Annotated in this window: 13 protein-coding genes; 5 read left to right on the top strand and 8 right to left on the bottom strand. The window is 64.1% G+C overall.

Annotated elements, in window-relative coordinates:
• Position 1: 1 nt before the first annotated feature.
• The 5 genes from rpsJ to rpsL all read right to left on the bottom strand — a co-directional run bounded on the left by rpsJ (position 2) and on the right by rpsL (position 4933).
• On the bottom strand, positions 2-310 hold the full coding sequence (gene rpsJ, locus BRX37_RS17670) for a 30S ribosomal protein S10 (protein WP_004208724.1): 309 nt from the start codon (positions 308-310) through the stop codon (positions 2-4).
• A 207-nt stretch (positions 311-517) separates the two neighbouring features.
• Entirely contained in the window at positions 518-1708 is a 1191-nt protein-coding gene (gene tuf, locus BRX37_RS17675; RefSeq protein WP_004208725.1) for an elongation factor Tu, read from the bottom strand.
• Positions 1709-1845: 137 nt separating this feature from the next.
• Positions 1846-3918 (bottom strand): elongation factor G, encoded by a 2073-nt coding sequence (fusA, locus tag BRX37_RS17680; protein WP_004208726.1) that lies wholly within the window; start codon positions 3916-3918, stop codon positions 1846-1848.
• Positions 3919-4075: 157 nt separating this feature from the next.
• On the bottom strand, positions 4076-4546 hold the full coding sequence (rpsG, locus tag BRX37_RS17685; RefSeq protein ID WP_004208727.1) for a 30S ribosomal protein S7: 471 nt from the start codon (positions 4544-4546) through the stop codon (positions 4076-4078).
• Positions 4547-4561: 15 nt separating this feature from the next.
• Positions 4562-4933 (bottom strand): 30S ribosomal protein S12, encoded by a 372-nt coding sequence (gene rpsL, locus BRX37_RS17690; RefSeq protein ID WP_004208728.1) that lies wholly within the window; start codon positions 4931-4933, stop codon positions 4562-4564.
• 359 nt (positions 4934-5292) lie between these two features.
• On the opposite strand from rpsL, the gene BRX37_RS17695 reads away from it, so the two are divergent.
• The 3 genes from BRX37_RS17695 (at position 5293) to BRX37_RS17705 (ending at position 9294) form a co-directional block, all read left to right on the top strand.
• On the top strand, positions 5293-7569 hold the full coding sequence (locus tag BRX37_RS17695; RefSeq protein ID WP_125988493.1) for a putative bifunctional diguanylate cyclase/phosphodiesterase: 2277 nt from the start codon (positions 5293-5295) through the stop codon (positions 7567-7569).
• Between the two features lie 167 nt (positions 7570-7736).
• Positions 7737-8927, top strand: coding sequence for a M23 family metallopeptidase (locus tag BRX37_RS17700; protein WP_125988494.1), 1191 nt, complete (start codon positions 7737-7739; stop codon positions 8925-8927).
• Entirely contained in the window at positions 8908-9294 is a 387-nt protein-coding gene (locus BRX37_RS17705) for a polymer-forming cytoskeletal protein (RefSeq protein ID WP_206434178.1), read from the top strand. The genes BRX37_RS17700 and BRX37_RS17705 overlap by 20 nt, the downstream gene beginning before the upstream one ends.
• A gap of 4 nt (positions 9295-9298) precedes the next feature.
• Here the strand turns inward: BRX37_RS17705 and BRX37_RS17710 are convergent, their stop codons facing one another.
• The 3 genes from BRX37_RS17710 to BRX37_RS17720 are packed head-to-tail and all read right to left on the bottom strand — an operon-like array spanning position 9299 to position 12647.
• Positions 9299-10807: a YifB family Mg chelatase-like AAA ATPase gene (locus tag BRX37_RS17710; RefSeq protein WP_125988498.1), complete on the bottom strand. Its 1509-nt coding sequence runs from the start codon at positions 10805-10807 to the stop codon at positions 9299-9301.
• A gap of 50 nt (positions 10808-10857) precedes the next feature.
• Complete coding sequence (locus BRX37_RS17715; RefSeq protein WP_004208734.1) at positions 10858-11532, bottom strand: RlmE family RNA methyltransferase; 675 nt, start codon at positions 11530-11532, stop codon at positions 10858-10860.
• Positions 11529-12647, bottom strand: coding sequence for a Ppx/GppA phosphatase family protein (locus BRX37_RS17720; RefSeq protein WP_010337284.1), 1119 nt, complete (start codon positions 12645-12647; stop codon positions 11529-11531). The genes BRX37_RS17715 and BRX37_RS17720 overlap by 4 nt, the downstream gene beginning before the upstream one ends.
• A 336-nt stretch (positions 12648-12983) precedes the next feature.
• Between BRX37_RS17720 and BRX37_RS17725 the strand changes: the two genes are divergently transcribed.
• Both BRX37_RS17725 and BRX37_RS17730 read left to right on the top strand, forming a co-directional pair.
• Positions 12984-16316, top strand: a complete 3333-nt coding sequence (locus tag BRX37_RS17725; protein ID WP_125988500.1) for an autotransporter domain-containing protein — start codon at positions 12984-12986, stop codon at positions 16314-16316.
• Positions 16317-16440: 124 nt separating this feature from the next.
• A complete protein-coding gene (locus BRX37_RS17730; protein WP_125988502.1) occupies positions 16441-17574 on the top strand; it encodes an endo-1,4-beta-xylanase in 1134 nt (377 codons plus the stop codon).
• The last annotated feature ends 7 nt before the right edge of the window (positions 17575-17581 follow it).

Consider the following 17581-nt stretch of genomic DNA (forward strand, 5'->3'; position numbering starts at 1 on the left):
CTTAGGCCAGCTTGATTTCGACGTTCACGCCGGCAGCCAGGTCCAGCTTCATCAGCGCGTCGACCGTCTGCGGCGTCGGCTGCACAATGTCAAGCATACGCTTGTAGGTGCGGACTTCGAACTGCTCGCGCGACTTCTTGTCGATGTGCGGACCACGGTTGACCGTGAACTTTTCGATGCGCGTCGGAAGAGGAATCGGACCGCGAATGAGGGCGCCGGTGCGGCGGGCGGTTTCGGCGATGTCGCCGGTCGCCTGATCGAGCACGCGATGATCGAACGCCTTAAGGCGAATGCGGATGTTGCTGTCCATTGTTCCTGTACCGATGCGAAAGAGCCAATAACCAGCGCATTTTCATGAATCAGCCGGAGCAGCCGTTGATTTACAAAAACACGCCAACAAAAAAATATCCGCCCCGTTTTGCCCTTCTAGCTCATTCGAGCCGGAGAAAGGCGATCCGGGGCGGGTAAAAAACTTCAGCGGCGCGAATCGGGCGATTCGCGCCGCTGCGGTCCTATATTACTTCGAGATCGTGCCGACAACCCCTGCGCCGACGGTACGACCGCCTTCACGGATTGCGAAGCGCAGACCCGAGTCCATGGCGATCGGAGCGATCAGCTTGACGCCGAGCTTCACGTTGTCGCCAGGCATGACCATCTCGGTGCCCTCGGGGAGGATCACTTCGCCGGTCACGTCGGTGGTGCGGAAGTAGAACTGCGGACGATAGTTCGCGAAGAACGGGGTGTGACGGCCGCCTTCTTCCTTCGACAGCACGTAGACTTCGGCGTCGAATTCGGTGTGCGGGGTGACCGAGCCGGGCTTGGCCAGAACCTGACCACGCTCAACTTCTTCACGGCCCACGCCACGGATCAGCGCACCGATGTTGTCGCCGGCCTGGCCCTGGTCGAGCAGCTTGCGGAACATTTCGACGCCGGTGACGGTGGTCTTCTTGGTGGGCTTGATGCCGACGATTTCGACTTCTTCACCAACCTTGACGATGCCGGTTTCGACGCGGCCGGTCACGACGGTACCACGACCCGAGATCGAGAACACGTCTTCGATCGGCATCAGGAAGGGCTTGTCGACCGGACGGTCGGGCTGCGGGATCCAGCTGTCGACGGCAGCCATCAGCTTCAGAACGGCGTCGTGGCCGATTTCCGGGGTCTTGTCCTGCAGGGCAGCAACAGCCGAACCGGCGATGACGGGGATGTTGTCGCCGTCGAAGTCGTACGAGCTCAGCAGCTCGCGGATTTCCAGCTCGACCAGCTCGAGGATTTCGGCGTCGTCGACCAGGTCGACCTTGTTCATGAACACGACCAACTGCGGCACGCCGACCTGCTTGGCGAGCAGGATGTGCTCACGGGTCTGCGGCATCGGGCCGTCGGTGGCCGAAACGACCAGGATCGCGCCGTCCATCTGGGCCGCACCGGTGATCATGTTCTTGACGTAGTCAGCGTGACCCGGGCAATCGACGTGCGCATAGTGACGGGCTTCGGTCTCATACTCGACGTGGGCGGTCGAGATGGTGATGCCGCGCTCGCGCTCTTCGGGAGCCTTGTCGATGTTGTCGTACGAGGTGAAGGTCGCACCGCCGGTTTCGGCGAGAACCTTGGTGATCGCCGCGGTCAGCGAGGTCTTACCATGGTCAACGTGACCGATGGTGCCGATGTTGCAGTGCGGCTTATTCCGCTCAAACTTAGCCTTAGCCATTTTATCCTACCTTCTAATCAAAATCAGCTTGGGTCTGACCGCTCGGCCGCGCCTCGCGAAGGCGCGTCCATAGCAGCATATTCACAGATTACCAGCCCCTATCCGAGCCGATTGCACGGCCCGGACAGGGAAACTCGTCAGGCCATCTTCGCCTTGACTTCGTCCGCAACATTCTGCGGCACTTCGTCATAGTGCGAGAAGATCATCGAGTAGTTCGCGCGGCCCTGGGTGAAGGAACGCAGCGAGTTCACATAGCCGAACATGTTGGCCAGCGGGACCATCGCCTCGACCACCTGCGCGTTGCCGCGCGTATCGGTGCCCTGGATCTGGCCACGACGGCTGTTCATGTCGCCGATGACGTCGCCCAGATATTCTTCCGGGGTCACGACTTCGACCTTCATGACCGGCTCGAGCAGGGTGATGCCCGACTTCTGCGCCGCTTCGCGCATCGCGGCGCGGCCGGTGATTTCGAACGCCAGCGCCGACGAGTCGACGTCATGGTACGCACCGTCATAGAGCAGCACTTCGAAGTCGATGATCGGGAAGCCGATCAGCGAACCGGTGGCAGCGGTTTCGCGCATGCCCTTTTCGATCGCGGGGATATATTCCTTGGGAATGTTACCGCCCTTGATCTCGTCCTTGAAGACGAAGCCCGAACCACGCTCGCCGGGGGTCAACTTGACCTTGATACGGCCGAACTGACCGGTACCGCCCGACTGCTTCTTGTGGGTGTAGTCGACGTCGACGGCCTTCTTGAGATATTCGCGATAGGCCACCTGCGGCGCACCGACATTCGCCTCGACCTTGAACTCGCGCTTCATGCGGTCGACCAGGATTTCGAGGTGAAGTTCGCCCATGCCCTTGATGATGGTCTGGCCCGATTCGTGATCGGTCGAGACGCGGAACGAGGGATCTTCGGCGGCCAGGCGGTTGAGGGCAACGCCCATCTTTTCCTGGTCGGCCTTGGTCTTGGGTTCCACCGACAGTTCGATGACCGGCTCGGGGAATTCCATCCGCTCCAGGATGATCGGCTGGCGCTCGGCGCACAGCGTATCACCAGTGGTGGTTTCCTTCATGCCGGCCAGCGCGACGATGTCGCCGGCATAGGCGGTGTCGATGTCTTCACGGCTGTTCGCATGCATGAGGAGCATACGGCCGATCTTTTCCTTCTTGTCCTTCACCGAGTTCAGGTAGGTGCCCTTGGTCAGGGTGCCCGAATAGATGCGCAGGAAGGTCAGCGAGCCGACGAACGGATCGTTCATGATCTTGAACGCCAGGCCCGAGAAGGGTGCGTCGTCCGAGGTCGGACGGCTGTCGGGGGTTTCGCCGTCCATCTTGACGCCCTGGACGTCTTCGATGTCGAGCGGGCTCGGCAGATAGTCGACGACGGCGTCGAGCAGCGGCTGAACGCCCTTGTTCTTGAACGCCGAACCGCACAGCACCGGCACGAAGGCGTGACCCAGCGTACCCTTGCGGATCAGCTTCTTGAGGGTCGCGGTGTCGGGCAGATTGCCTTCCAGATAGGCTTCCATCGCGGCATCGTCCTGCTCGACGGCAAGTTCGATCAGCTTTTCGCGATATTCGGCAGCCTTGTCGGCGAGGTCGGCCGGAATTTCTTCATAGTAGAATTCGGCGCCCAGGCTCTCATCCTTCCAGATGATCGCGCGGTTCTCGACCAGGTCGACCAGGCCCTTGAAGTCCGACTCTGCGCCGATGGGCAGATACAGGACGGCCGGGGTCGCGCCCAGACGGTCGATGATCGTCTGCACGCAATAATAGAAGTCGGCACCGGTGCGGTCGAGCTTGTTGATGAAGCACATCCGCGGAACCTTGTACTTGTCCGCCTGGCGCCACACGGTTTCCGACTGCGGCTCAACGCCGGCAACGCCGTCGAACGCGGCAACCGCACCGTCGAGCACGCGCAGCGAGCGTTCGACTTCGATGGTGAAGTCGACGTGGCCAGGGGTGTCGATGATGTTCAGGCGGTGGTCGTTCCAGATGCAGGTCGTTGCAGCCGAGGTGATGGTGATACCACGCTCCTGCTCCTGCTCCATCCAGTCCATGGTCGCGGCGCCGTCATGGACTTCGCCGATCTTGTAGGACTTGCCGGTGTAGTAAAGGATACGCTCGGTCGTGGTGGTCTTGCCGGCGTCGATATGCGCCATGATACCGAAATTGCGATAGCGTTCGAGCGGATGGCTGCGGGCCATGATGCTTCTCCGTTGCCGGCGCGCCGGCGGTTGGGGATTCGTTAATTCTGCGCGTGGCCCCTAAACCAATCCGTTCGCCATGGGTAGCCACCCACGGCGAACGGACCGATTTTGGAAACCAAATAACAAGGCGGGCACATAAGCGCCCGCCCTGCTGTTACCAGCGGTAGTGCGAGAAGGCGCGGTTCGCTTCCGCCATGCGGTGCGTATCTTCGCGCTTCTTGACGGCATTGCCGCGGTTGTTGGCAGCGTCCAGCAGCTCACCCGACAGACGGGCAGCCATGGTGGTTTCGCTGCGGTTGCGCGAAGCCGTGATCAGCCAGCGGATCGCCAGCGCCTGGGCGCGCTCGGGGCGCACTTCGACGGGGACCTGGTAGGTCGCACCGCCGACGCGGCGGCTGCGGACTTCGATGCCGGGCTTCACATTGTTCAGCGCGTCATGGAACATGCCGATCGGGTCCTTCTTGGACTTCGCTTCGACAGTGTCGAGCGCACCGTAAACGATGGACTCGGCGACGGCCTTCTTGCCGTCCTGCATGATGCTGTTCATGAACTTCGACAGCACGATATCACCGAACTTGGGATCCGGCAGGATAACGCGCTTTTCGGGGCGACGACGACGTGACATATTACTGTTCTCCCCTTACTTCGGACGCTTGGCGCCGTACTTCGAACGGCTCTGCTTGCGATCCTTGACGCCCTGGGTATCCAGAACGCCGCGAAGAACGTGATAGCGCACGCCCGGAAGATCTCGCACACGGCCGCCACGGATCAGCACGACGCTGTGTTCCTGGAGGTTGTGGCCTTCACCCGGGATGTAGGTGATGACTTCGCGCTGGTTGACCAGACGCACCTTCGCCACCTTACGGAGAGCCGAGTTCGGCTTCTTCGGGGTCGTCGTGTAGACACGGGTGCAAACGCCACGCTTCTGCGGGTTCGCATCCATCGCAGGGACCTTGGACTTGGTCTTCTGCAGTTCGCGGCCCTTGCGGACCAGCTGGTTGATTGTTGGCATGAAGCCCTTCACCTTTTCAGTTACTTTACCGGACGCCACCTGCGTTCCTGACCGGCCGGAATCACGAAAATTCCGAACGGCAAAGGCCCCCGACGGACAAGATCCGCCCGGAGCCGCAGGGACAGCCGATAATGTTCAGCTCTAGTGCTTGCCCCGGAAAGCGGCGGGAAAACGAGTCTTCCAGACGCATAGCGCGGGGCAGCGGCCCTATAGCGACGGGGGACGGAAGGGTCAAGCACGGCGCCCGAAGGCGCACGGAGATGCGCGCGCCACATAGTGAATGACATTTTATCATTTTGCTAACATGCTGCAGATTATGGGATCTTTCCCCGCAGCCCCCATATCCAGATGGACCAGTCGTGATTGCACTGTCCCGCATTAGCGGCGAATTCCACAGCCCGGAACGGGAGGCCGCCTTCCAGGCCGATCGACTGCCCGAATCGCGGCGCCACGCCCATCTGCTCTTCGCCTTGTCGGCGCTGCTCAACACCCTCTTCCTGCTGAGCGACTGGCGCTTTGCCGGCACGCCCCATTTCTGGGTCGCGGTGCCCGCCCGACTGGTCGTGGTGTTCTGGTCGCTCGTCAGCCTGGGCCTGTGCCGCTACATGCACAGTTTCAAGGCGGTCGAACGCATCTGTTTCGTCTGGCAATGCATCACCGCCATCGGCGTCGCCTTCCTCGTCTCCTCGCGCAGCGACATCGCCATCTTCGTTCTGGTGATGCTGCCGCTCGTCTTCTACCTGGTGGTGCCGACCAGCTTCCGGGGAAATGTCGGCGGCGGCCTGGGCTGCGGCGTCGCCCTGCTGATCGGCTATCTGGCCCCCGCCCCTCTATCGCCGACCATGCCCGGCATGATCATGGCGGTGCTGATGCTTCATTGCGGCATGTGGATCGCGATCGCCCGCACCAACCGGCTGCAGCGGCTGGAATGGACCGCCAGCCAGGACGCGCAGGCCGCCCGCGTCGCCCTCGCCGCCAATGGCGAAGCGCTCGAACGACTGTTCATGACCGTGCCGCTGCCGCTGATCGTCATCCGCGACGACGGCACGGTCCTCCGCATGAACGATTCGGCCACACGCAATCTGGGCACCGCGGACGATGTCGCCCGGCTGGCGCTGATCGTCGACCATGCCCCGCCGCTGCGCCTGCTTGACCGGCTGACGCGGGGTGACAGCATCGACAATGACGAATGCTGCCTCGCCAATGACGAAGGCATCATCCGCGATGTCCTGCTGGGCGCCCGCCCGATCCTGCTCGCCGGCGAACAATGCATCCTTGCCAGCATCGTCGACATCACCGACCGCAAGCAGGCCGAACGCCATCTTGCCCATCTGGCGATGACCGACGCCCTGACCGGCCTCGCCAATCGTTCCCATTTCATGGCCAGCCTGATGCAGGCGGCCCAGTCGACCGAACGATCCGGCGGCCAGATGGCAGTCGTGCTGATCGACGTCGACGAATTCAAGCGGATCAACGACAGCGCCGGCCATGACGCCGGCGACGCCCTTCTGTGCGCCGTGGCGGAACGGCTGCGCGACTCGGTACGCCCCGCCGACATGATCGCCCGCATGGGCGGCGACGAGTTCGCCGTCATCCTCACCCGCCTGCGCGGCCTGGCCGACCTCGACACCATCCTCAGCCGCATGATCGCGCGCCTGCACATGCCGCTGCGCCATGGCGGGCGGGACATTGATTGCCGCGTCAGCATGGGCGTCGCGCTTTATCCCGACCATGCCGGCGACATGATCGACCTGATGAAGCACGCCGACATCGCGCTGTATGAGGCGAAGAATAGCGGGCGCGGGCGCGCCTGCCTGTTCGAGCCCGGCCTGCTGGAAAGCTGGCAGACCGAGGCGCGGATGCTGGAACGGGCACGCGACGCCTTGGCCCATGCCCAGCCCGTGCCCTGGTATCAGCCCAAGGTCGACCTGCAGGATGGCCGCGTCATCGGCTTCGAGGCGCTACTGCGCTGCGTCCGCCCGGACGGCACCCTGATGATGCCCGACCAGATATTGGCCGCCTTCGAACATCCCGAACTGGGCCGCAAGATCACCGAGCGGATGATCGACCAGGTGCTGGCCGATTGCCGGGCCTGGATCAGCGCCGGCATCGATTTCGGCCATGTCGCGGTCAACGTCCCCGGCGTCGAACTGCATGACCGCGCCTTCCCCGACCGGTTGCTCGCCCGCCTCGCCCATGCCGATGTCGAACCGCGCCGGATCGAGCTGGAAGTCACCGAATCCGTCTTCCTCGGCCGCAATGTCGATGTGGTGGAAAGCAATCTTCAGCGCCTCAGCCAGGCGGGCATGGCCATCGCCCTCGACGATTTCGGCACCGGCTACGCCTCGCTGTCCCACCTCAAGCAGTTTCCGATCGACGTCATCAAGATCGACAAGGGCTTCGTGCGCGACCTGGAAACCGACCCGGATGATGCCGCAATCGTGCGCACTGTGCTCAACCTCGCCTACAGCCTGGGCGTGAAGACCGTGGCCGAAGGCGTCGAAACGATTGAACAACTGGAATATTTGCGATCAGGTGGTTGCCATTATGGCCAGGGCTATTATTGGAGCGCTGCCGTTCCGGCATCGCAATTACCCAGCTTTCTTGAGCCCTCCCGCTTCGCCCGTCGAAGCTGAAGCGGATCGCGAAAAATATTTTCAAAGCCAGGGAACCAAATGGGATGAAGATCATTTCGTCCCGGTTTAGCTTCGACTCGTCACGAGTCCGCGGCTGTGGATTCGCGCGTCCGATCTTCTTTTGCTACCGGCCCGACTCACCGAAATAAATAGTTACGGGGTCGCAATTGTCGCAGCGCAAGAAGAAGGGGGTCGCCACCCTCTGGGCCAGGCTCAGTGCCTTGTGCCCGGAGCGGGAAATCTTCCTGCGCTCGGGCGGCCAGGTAAAGTTCATCCGCATTTCCAAGCGCGCCCAGCTCATGGCCCTCGGCATCCTGTCGACCGGCCTGGTCGGCTGGGGCGCGGTTACCGTATCGATGCTCGCCAGCAGCGCCGCCGTCGCCCATGACCGCGCGATGCTGGATGCCAAGGGCGCGGCCGTGGCCAGCAAGGCACGCAAGGTCGACGGCTATCGCAAGTCGGTGAACGACCTCGCCCATGACCTGGAAGCGCGCCAGGATTTCATCGACGATCTCTACAAGACCCATTTCGGCGAGTCTGGCGATGCCGCAGCCAATGCCCCGGTCGGCAAGGCGGACGCCGCCACCGAAAAGGGCGGCCAGGGCAAGCTCGACGCCAAGATCAGCATGGCGCCCGAAGCCGCACCGCTGATGCAGGTCGATGCCCGCCAGCGCCGCTTCGCCGCCCTGCTGACCAGCGCCGTGGAAGCCCGCACGCAAAAGGCCGCCGCCGCAATCCGCAGCTTCGGCCTCAATCCCGACGCGCTCGCCCGCAATGCGGCCCGCGCCCAGGGTGGCCCGTTCGTGCCCTGGCATGGCGACGAGGATGCGATGCCGGCCGAGCTGGAAAAGCTCGCCACCGCGCTTTCCCGCATGGAATTTCTGGAAACCAGCCTGCTGCGCATTCCCTCGGGCCAGCCGACCGGCACGCCGATGCTCAGCAGCTCCTATGGCTATCGCCGCGACCCGTTCAACGGTCACGCCGCCTTCCATGCCGGGCTCGACTTTCCCGGCCGCTATGGCCAGCCGATCCTGGCCGCCGCCCCCGGCAAGGTCAGCTATGTCGGCCAGCGCAGCGGATACGGCAATGTCGTGGAAGTCACCCATGGCAATGGCATCATGACCCGCTACGCCCACCTGTCCGGCTTCAACGCCCGTGTCGGCCAGCAGGTCGCGCGCGGTGACCAGATCGCCCGCATGGGCTCCACCGGCCGCTCGACCGGCACGCATCTTCATTTCGAGGTGCGCGTCAACGGCGATCCCATCAATCCCCGCCGTTTCCTCGAGGCCCGCAAAGATGTTCTCCAAGTCCAGCAAATCGCCACGGCCCGTCTCGCCGATGTCGGCAACCGGGGCTAAGCACACCCCCTTCTCGCTGATCGGCAGCGACGTGACGATCACCGGCAATCTCGCCGCGACCGTAGACCTGCATGTCGATGGCGTGATCGATGGCGACATTCGCTGCGCCGCGCTGGTCCAGGGCCCCGACAGCCGCATCATCGGCCATGTCACGGCGCAGAGCGCGCGCCTTGCCGGCTTGGTCGACGGGTCGATCAGCGCCGAGGAACTGGTGGTCGAAAGCACCGCCCGCATCACCGGCAACGTGACCTATGAACGGATCACGATCGAAGCCGGTAGCCGGGTCGAAGGCCGCTTTGCCCACAAGGATAATGGCCCGGTCGCGGCCGGCGACCTCAAGCTCATCACCAGCGACAGCGCAGCCTAAGTGCTCAATTGACCGGCGCGCGCCGCCGGTAGCTCAGCGCCTCGGCCACATGCACCCGGCCGACCTGCTCCGCACCGGCCAGGTCGGCGATCGTCCGCGCCACCCGCAACACCCGCGTATAGCCGCGCGCCGACAGCTTCATCGCGGCGGCGGCCTGCGCCAGTAATTGCCGCCCCGCCTCATCCGGCCCGGCCACATCCTCCAGCCGCTCGCCATCCACCTCCGCATTGGTCCGCACCTTGCTGCCGGCATAGCGCCGGGTCTGTAGCGTGCGCGCCGCCGCGACGCGCGCGGCCACCTCCGCCGATCCCTCGGCCGGCGGCGGCAGCACCAGGTCGGCCGCCGTCACCGCCTGCACCTCGACATGCAGGTCGATGCGATCGAGCAGCGGTCCGGACACCTTCGCCTGATAATCGCTGGCGCAGCGCGGTGCGCGGGAACAGGCCAGCGCCGGATCGGACAGATGGCCACAGCGACAGGGATTCATCGCCGCGATCAACTGCACCCGCGCCGGGAAGGTGACATGGGCGTTGGCCCGCGCCACGCTGACCTCGCCGCTCTCCAGCGGCTGGCGCAGCGAATCCAGCACCACCCGCTGAAACTCCGGCAGTTCATCCAGGAACAGCACCCCCAGATGGGCCATGCTGACCTCGCCCGGCCGCGCCTTCAGGCCGCCGCCGACCAAAGCCGCCATCGACGCGCTATGGTGCGGATTGCGGAACGGCCGGGCGCGGCTGATCCGTCCGCCCTCCAGCGTGCCGGCGACACTGGCGACCATCGATGTTTCCAGCGCCTCGGTCGGCGTCAGTTCGGGCAATATGCCAGGCAGGCAGCTCGCCATCAGCGACTTGCCCGCCCCAGGCGGCCCGACCATCAACAAATTATGGCCGCCTGCCGCCGCGATCTCCAGCGCGCGCTTGGCGCTTTCCTGCCCCTTCACCTGGCGCAGGTCAGCGGCCCGCATCGGCGGCTCGACCGCGCCGGGCTGGGGCGGCGACAATGCCGCCGTGCCCTTGAAATGATTGAGCAGGCTGAGGAGATCGGGTGTCGCCACGACCTCCACCTGCCCCGCCCAGGCGGCCTCGCTCCCCTGTGCGGCCGGACAGACCAGACCCAGATCCTGTTCGCCGGCATGCAGCGCCGCTAGCAACACGCCGGGCGACGGCGCGGTGCGCCCGTCCAGCCCCAGTTCGCCGACGACGATATAGCCTGCCAGCGTCTCGGCATCGATCACCCCCATCGCGCCCAGCAGCGCGATCGCGATCGGCAGGTCGAAATGCGATCCTTCCTTGGGCAGGTCGGCGGGGGAAAGATTGACGGTGATCCGCTTGGGCGGCAGCGACAGGCCGATCGCGGCGATCGCATTGCGCACCCGCTCGCGGCTTTCGGCCACCGCCTTGTCGGGCAGACCAACGACGATGAAGGCCGGCAATCCCGGAACAAGCTGGCACTGCACTTCGACCGTGCGCGCTTCCAGGCCCAGATAGGCCACCGTCGAAACCGTCGCTACCAAAGGCCCCGCCCCCTTCTTCCCCCGTGAAGGCGGCCGATCGCTTGTCCCCGTTATTCCTGCGCGTCCGGCCGTCCCTTGAATCCCTGCGCCACGACATACCATTCGACGCTGCCCTTGCGGCTCGCCGGCGGCTTGGCATGCTTGATCGTGGTGAAATGCTTCTTGAGCACCGCCAACAGCTCCGCATCGGTGCCGCCGGCAAAGACCTTGGCGACGAAGGTGCCGCCCTTGCGCAGATTCTGCACGGCGAAATCCGCCGCGGCCTCGACCAGCCCCATGGTGCGCAGATGATCGGTCTGGGCATGGCCGACGGTGTTGGCCGCCATGTCGGAAATCACCAGATCCGGCTCCTGCCCCAGCGCTTCGCGCAGCAGGTCGGGCGCCTTGTCGTCCATGAAATCCATTTCGAACAGGGTGACGCCGGGAATCGGATCGACCGGCAGCAGGTCGATGCCGACCACCGCCGCCTTGGGCGCCATCTTGCGGATCACCTGCGCCCAGCCGCCCGGCGCCACGCCCAGGTCGACGACCGCGCGCGATCCCTTCACGAAATGGAATTTCTCGTCCAGCTCGATCAGCTTGAAGGCGGCACGGCTGCGCCAGCCTTCCTGCTTGGCCTTGTGGACATAGGGGTCGTTCAGGTGCCGCTCCAGCCAGCGCACCGACTGCGCGGTGCGCCCCTTGGCGGATTTCACCCGCACCTTGCCTGCGCCAGAACCCCTCACGTCGTTGCTCCATGGCGGTCCATCAGGCCGCGCAATATGCCCTCGCGAATGCCGCGGTCGGCGACGCCCAGTCGCTCGGCCGGCCAGATGTCGAGGATCGATTCCAAAATGGCACAGCCCGCGACCACCAGGTCGGCGCGCTCCGTGCCGATGCAGGGCAATCGTTGCCGATCCGCCAGCGCCATGGTCGACAGCCGTTCGGAAATCGCGCGCATCGAACTGCTCGGCACGATCAACCCATCGATCGCCTGCCTGTCATAGCGCGGCAGGTCAAGGTGCAGGCTGGCCAAAGTCGTCACCGTGCCCGACGTGCCCAACAGCCTGATGCCCGCTTCGCCCTGCGGCAGGCGCCGGGCGAGCGGCGCGAACGCCTCGGCCACGCGCGCGCGCATCCGGCCATAGGCGGCCAGCCGCTCGGCCGGATTGGCATGGTCGAACAATTCACTCTCGGTCAGCGACACCACACCCCAGGGCGCGCTCACCCAATCGACGATGCGCGGCGCACCGTCGCAATGGGAATCGACCAGCACCAGTTCGGTTGATCCACCGCCAATATCGAAGATCAGCGCCGGGCCATTGCCCTCTTCCAGCAGCGCATGGCACCCCAGCACCGCCAGCCGCGCCTCTTCCTGCGCGCTGATGATGTCGAGCGCGATCCCGGTCTCGCGATAGACGCGCTGGATGAACTCGGCGCCATTGCTCGCCCGCCGACAGGCCTCGGTCGCGACCGACCGCGCCAGCGTCACATGGCGCCGCCGCAGCTTGTCGGCACAGACCGACAGCGCGGCGATGGCCCGGTCGATCGCCGCATCGCTGATCCGCCCGGTGGCCGCCAGCCCTTCGCCCAGACGCACGATCCGGGAAAAGGCATCAACCACGATGAACCCGTCCGCTGACGGCTTGGCGATCAGCAGACGGCAATTATTGGTACCCAGATCGATTGCCGCATAGGATCGGCGGTCACGCGCCGTGTAGGGATAAAGGCCCCGTTGCTTCGACGGGGGCGTAATGGCCGCAGCCTTGCTCCCATTACCCGAACCGGAACGGGCGGACTTGCCCGAAACGCGGCCAACCGGGCCGGAACTCTGCGGCGATGGGCGGCTATGCTGCACCAAGGCCGTATCTCACTTCATCAATCGCCGATCGCGCAAATCCGATCGGAACTTGCCTTCATGCTTAAGCGGAACCGCCCGCTTCCGCAAGTGGGCGGGAAACAAGCCGAAAATCCCCGGCATTTCTTCAACCCATTACATTTGCATAAATTACATAATCGATACCGTTAACATAGAAAACGGCATGACCGGCGGATCAATCAATCAACGCTGGATATTCATAACGCAAAGATAACATTGTGTCTTTTTTGATACATGACAGAAACTTTCATTTTTTGGTAATTGTCTTGCGCCTGATAGCTGCATAGCCTCGCCAACGGTCTTTGGGGAGTTAACATCATGCGCATTCGTAAGAATGGCGCGGGCCTGTTGGCACGCGCCGGTCGTTCTGCCCTTTTGGCATCGGCCGCTCTGTCCGCTCTGAGCATCGCACCGGCAGCCCATGCCGTCGTGCCGAACGACAATAATACGCCGGCCGACATCGTCGATGGCACCGATGTGAACGGCGTCGGCATCATGTATCGCGCCGACGGCTATGTCTGCACCGGTACGCTGATCAATCCGCGCACCGTCATTTTCGCCGCCCACTGCGTCAATGACTATGACCCCAGTACCTACAGCACGGTGAATGACGGCATTCCGGTCGCCTTCGCCTTCCAGAGCAACGCCCGCCCCGGCCTCGTCAACTGGATCAACAACGGCTATCGCACCAACACCGCGCTCAGCGTCTACAACGTCAACAATATCGCCTATAATCCGGACTCGCTCGATCCGCCGGCGCTCAGCTTCCTCTATGGCGACACGGCGATGGCCACGCTCGACACGCCGGCCAGCGACGTGCCGACCTGGGCGATGCTCTTTTCCGCCCTGCCCGCGCCGGAAAGCATCAGCGACACAACCGGCACCGGCTATCATGTCACGATCACCGGCTATGGCCGCAGCGGCAGCGGCACCACCGGCAACAGCTATGGCATCGATTATCGCCGCAAGGTGGCCGAGAATTTCCTCGGCATGCTCGGCTCGCTCGACGATATCGACATCTTCCTGTTCGGCGAAGGCGGTGGCTACACCCAGAATCTCTACCAGACCGACTTCGACGATCCGACCCGGACCAACGAATTCGACTTCAATGTCTTCAAGGACGATGCGCTTCCCAATGAAGGCAATACCGCTGGCGGCGATTCCGGCGGCCCGCTGATCCTCGACCAGACCTTCGACCAGAAGGTGGTGCTGGGCGTCCTGTCGGGCGGCAGCCGCTACTTCCTGGAACAGCCGCAAAGTTCCTATGGCGGCTCCGCCTTCTATCAACCGCTCTATCTCTTCTGGGACTGGATCGCGCAGAATAATCCCTATCGCTACGCCACTGCCAAGGCCGGCGACGGCAAATGGAGCGACGCCAGCCACTGGGTGACGGCGCTCGATCCCAATTACATGATCATCGACAGCAACGGATCGTTGGTGAACGGCGTGCCGACCACGCCCGGCGCCGGCGCCTTTGGCGAGGATGATGCGCAGAAGTTCGGCCAGGTCTGCTACCAGCCCAATGATGGATCGGACGACGCCTGTTACGACGTCGGCACCGACACGCTGCTGATCAATGGCGAGCCGGTCGAGGCGACCGACGCGACCACCACCAGCGGCAGCAAGACCGTCGCCGACAACAAGGGCAAGGTTGAGATCGCCGAGCGCAGCCCGTCCGATGGTGCCGCCAGCCTGGCGGACGAGGCCATCGTGGAGGCCCAGGCGGAGGGCGATGCCGTCCTGCCCGCCGCGACCCTGGCCAACGGTCTGCCCGGCGCCACCAATTTCGTGCCGAACAATATCGACCCGGTCGCCGCGCAGGGCGTCGTCGGTCGCTATTATGACGTCACGCTGAGCGCCGCCGGCAAGACCACGCTCGACATCGACGCCACCGTCGATCGCTTCACCATCTCGGGCACCGGCTCGACGCTCGACGTCACCAGCGCCGGGTCGCTGACCAGCCTGATGGACATCAACCATCTCGCCGGCGTGGTGAATGTCGATGGCACGGTCGAAACGCCGGGCGACTATCTGCTGCTCTCGGGCCTGCTCTCAGGCAAGGGCACGCTGCGCACCCCCTATTTCACCAACATCATGGGCGTGGTCGCGCCTGGCGGCATCGGCACGGTCGGCACGCTCACGGTCGAGGGTAATGCCATCCTCTCCTCGGGCAGCACGCTGCATGTCGACCTTGGCAGCAGCGGTTCCGACCTGCTCGCGGTCAAGGCCACCGATGATGTCGAAGGCGTCGCGGCGGTCGATGGCAAGGTCGTCTTCGGCGCGGCGACCGGCGCCAAGCTGCGCTATGGCAGCCGCTACACCTTCCTGACCGCAGAAGGCGGCGTCGAAGGCACGTTCGACACGCCGACCAACATCAGCGCCATCCTGAAGCCCGTGCTGACCTATGGCGCCAACAGCGTCAGCGTCACGATCGATGCCGGCACCTACGCCGGCGTCGTCAATGGCGGCTCGCAGGTGCAGACCAGCTTTGCCCGCCTGCTCGATCAGAACCGTGCCCTCTACGGCAATTATGCCACCCTTTATGGTGAGGCCGACCTGCTGAGCGTCGCCGCGATCCAGGCGTCGCTCGAAGCCATGGCGCCGCGCACCGAAGCGCTCCGCACCTCCATGTCCGAAGTGCTGAACGACAATATGGCCCGCTTCTATCGCGATCGCCTGGCACGCGTCAGCGGCGGCAGCATGGGCGGCACGCTGACCATGACCGGGCAGCCGCTCCAGCTCGCCGCGCTCAGCATGAACAATCTGAACCTGGGCATGGATCAGGGCGGCGGCAACGAAACCGTCACCCAGGAAAATGCCCTGCCTGAAGACGTCAGCGCCTTCATCGCCGGCGGCTATATCGACGGCAAGAGCGATCCGATGCGGGGCGCCATCACCACCGGCCGCGACAAGTTCGACGGCTGGTATGGTGCGGCCGGCATCGAAAAGATGATCGGCGACGATGCCGTGATCGGCCTGGCCGCCTCATTCAGCGAACTGAAGGGCAATACCGGCATCGGCGACACCGCCCGTGCCCGCCTTTACCAGGCCACCGTCTATGGCAATTGGGATCTGGGCGGCGTGGTTCTGGATGGCGTCGGCAGTGCCGGCACCCTCACCAGCAAGACCAAGCGCGCCTTTGCGGTGGGCACCACCCCCTACACACTGCGCAGCAGCGACCAGCAACTGGCCCTGTCGGGCGAGATCGGCATCGGCGCGCCGCTGGGTGGCGATGCCTTCACCATCACGCCGCGCGCCTCGCTGCGCGGCGCCTATATCAGCGGCGGCAACCTCGCCGAATATGGCGGCGACACGGCGCTGGTGATCCATCGCCATGCGATCCAGAGCGCGCAGGGCCGCCTGGGGGCCACGGCGAAGATCGATGTCGGCGGGTTCAAGCCCTATCTGACCGCCAATTATGTCCATGAGTTCCGCGACCAGCCGGCCTATTTCCTGGCCAATTTCGTCGGCGGCACCGGATCGCTCGCGCCCTTCGCGCTGGGCGGCTCGGACAAGAATTGGGGCGAAGTGGGCGGCGGCCTGACCCTCAGCACCGGCAATGTCGACATCAGCCTGTCGGCCGACACCACCGCCTGGCGCGGCAACCTCAGCTATCAGAGCTATCGCGCCGCACTCAAATTCCGCTTCTGACAGCAGCTCCCCGGCAACAGAAGCATTGGGCCGTCCCGCATGGGGCGGCCCTTTTTTTTTGCGGGCAGCCCCCTCCGGCCAATTACCGATTGCCTCTGCGCCTCTCCGCTCGGACAAATGCAGCATGAAAGACCATGGCCCGCCCCTGTCCCGCCGGCACATGCTGTCGCTGACGGCGGGCGCCATCCCGGCCCTGTCCTGCGCGCCTGGCCTGGCCGTCGCGCCGCCTTCCGGACTCGACGCCATCGCCCGCAGCCGGGGCCTGCGCTTTGGCACCGCCGTATCGCCCACCCATCTGGACGATTCTGCCTTTGCCCAGTTGATCGTCCGGGAATGTTCGGTGCTGACCGCCGAGAATAATTTCAAATGGAAATATCTCGAAGCCAAGGAGGGTCAGCGCAACCCGGCGAAGGCGCTACGCGTCCTGCGCTTCGCCAGCCGCCATCGCATGTCGCCGCGGGGCCATACGTTCGTCTGGAACCAGGATGATCGGGTGCCCGGCTGGCTGATCGCCAATGAGGCAGCGCTGGCGCAGAAGGGGGGCGCGCCGCTCATCGCCCTGATGAACGACCATGCCCGCTATCTTGCCACCACCTTCCCCCAGATCGAATCATGGGACTGCGTGAACGAGGCGTTCGTCGTCCAGAGCGGACAATTGAAGAACTCGATCTACACCCGCATCCTCGGCATGGGCTTCTTCGACCTCGCCTTTCAGTTGATGGCGCAATATGCCCCCCATGCGCAGCGCGTCTATAATGGCAATATGAGCTGGGAGCAGAATCCCGATCATCGCAACGCCGTGCTGCGCGTGCTGGAACAGGCGCTCAAGCGCGGCGTGCCGGTCAACGCCATCGGCATCCAGAGCCATCTGGGCAATACGCTGGGCCGTGGCCGCGACGAACGGGCCTGGAATCGCTTCCTCGCCGAACTGGACGCCATGGGCATGACGGTGCTGATCACCGAACTGGATTGCGCCGACCGCCATCTGAGCGATCGGGAACCGGCCAGGCGCGATGCCGAAATCGCCGCCTTTGTGAAGGGCTATCTCGACATCACGCTCAGCCATCGCAATGTTTCCCAGATCATCTGCTGGGGCCTCAGCGATCGCTATTCCAATCTCAATCGCGACAGCTATCCGACCCGGAGGCGCCGGTCCGACGGCCTGCCCATGCGCGGCAACCCCTTTGACGATGCGCTGCGGCCCAAACCCTTTTATGATGCGATCGCCACCGCCCTCGCCGCCTGTCCGGTGCGATGATCGGGCG

The sequence above is a fragment of the Sphingomonas sp. S-NIH.Pt3_0716 genome (assembly GCF_003950715.1).
GTDB lineage: Bacteria > Pseudomonadota > Alphaproteobacteria > Sphingomonadales > Sphingomonadaceae > Sphingobium > Sphingobium yanoikuyae_A.

What these genes read in the sequence shown, in the direction of transcription:
- rpsL (WP_004208728.1), bottom strand. Translation starts at nt 4,933, where the DNA reads ATGCCAACAATCAACCAGCTGGTCCGCAAGGGCCGCGAACTGCAGAAG.
- BRX37_RS17730 (WP_125988502.1), top strand. Translation starts at nt 16,441, where the DNA reads ATGAAAGACCATGGCCCGCCCCTGTCCCGCCGGCACATGCTGTCGCTG.
- rpsJ (WP_004208724.1), bottom strand. Translation starts at nt 310, where the DNA reads ATGGACAGCAACATCCGCATTCGCCTTAAGGCGTTCGATCATCGCGTG.
- BRX37_RS17725 (WP_125988500.1), top strand. Translation starts at nt 12,984, where the DNA reads ATGCGCATTCGTAAGAATGGCGCGGGCCTGTTGGCACGCGCCGGTCGT.
- rpsG (WP_004208727.1), bottom strand. Translation starts at nt 4,546, where the DNA reads ATGTCACGTCGTCGTCGCCCCGAAAAGCGCGTTATCCTGCCGGATCCC.
- BRX37_RS17705 (WP_206434178.1), top strand. Translation starts at nt 8,908, where the DNA reads ATGTCGGCAACCGGGGCTAAGCACACCCCCTTCTCGCTGATCGGCAGC.
- tuf (WP_004208725.1), bottom strand. Translation starts at nt 1,708, where the DNA reads ATGGCTAAGGCTAAGTTTGAGCGGAATAAGCCGCACTGCAACATCGGC.
- fusA (WP_004208726.1), bottom strand. Translation starts at nt 3,918, where the DNA reads ATGGCCCGCAGCCATCCGCTCGAACGCTATCGCAATTTCGGTATCATG.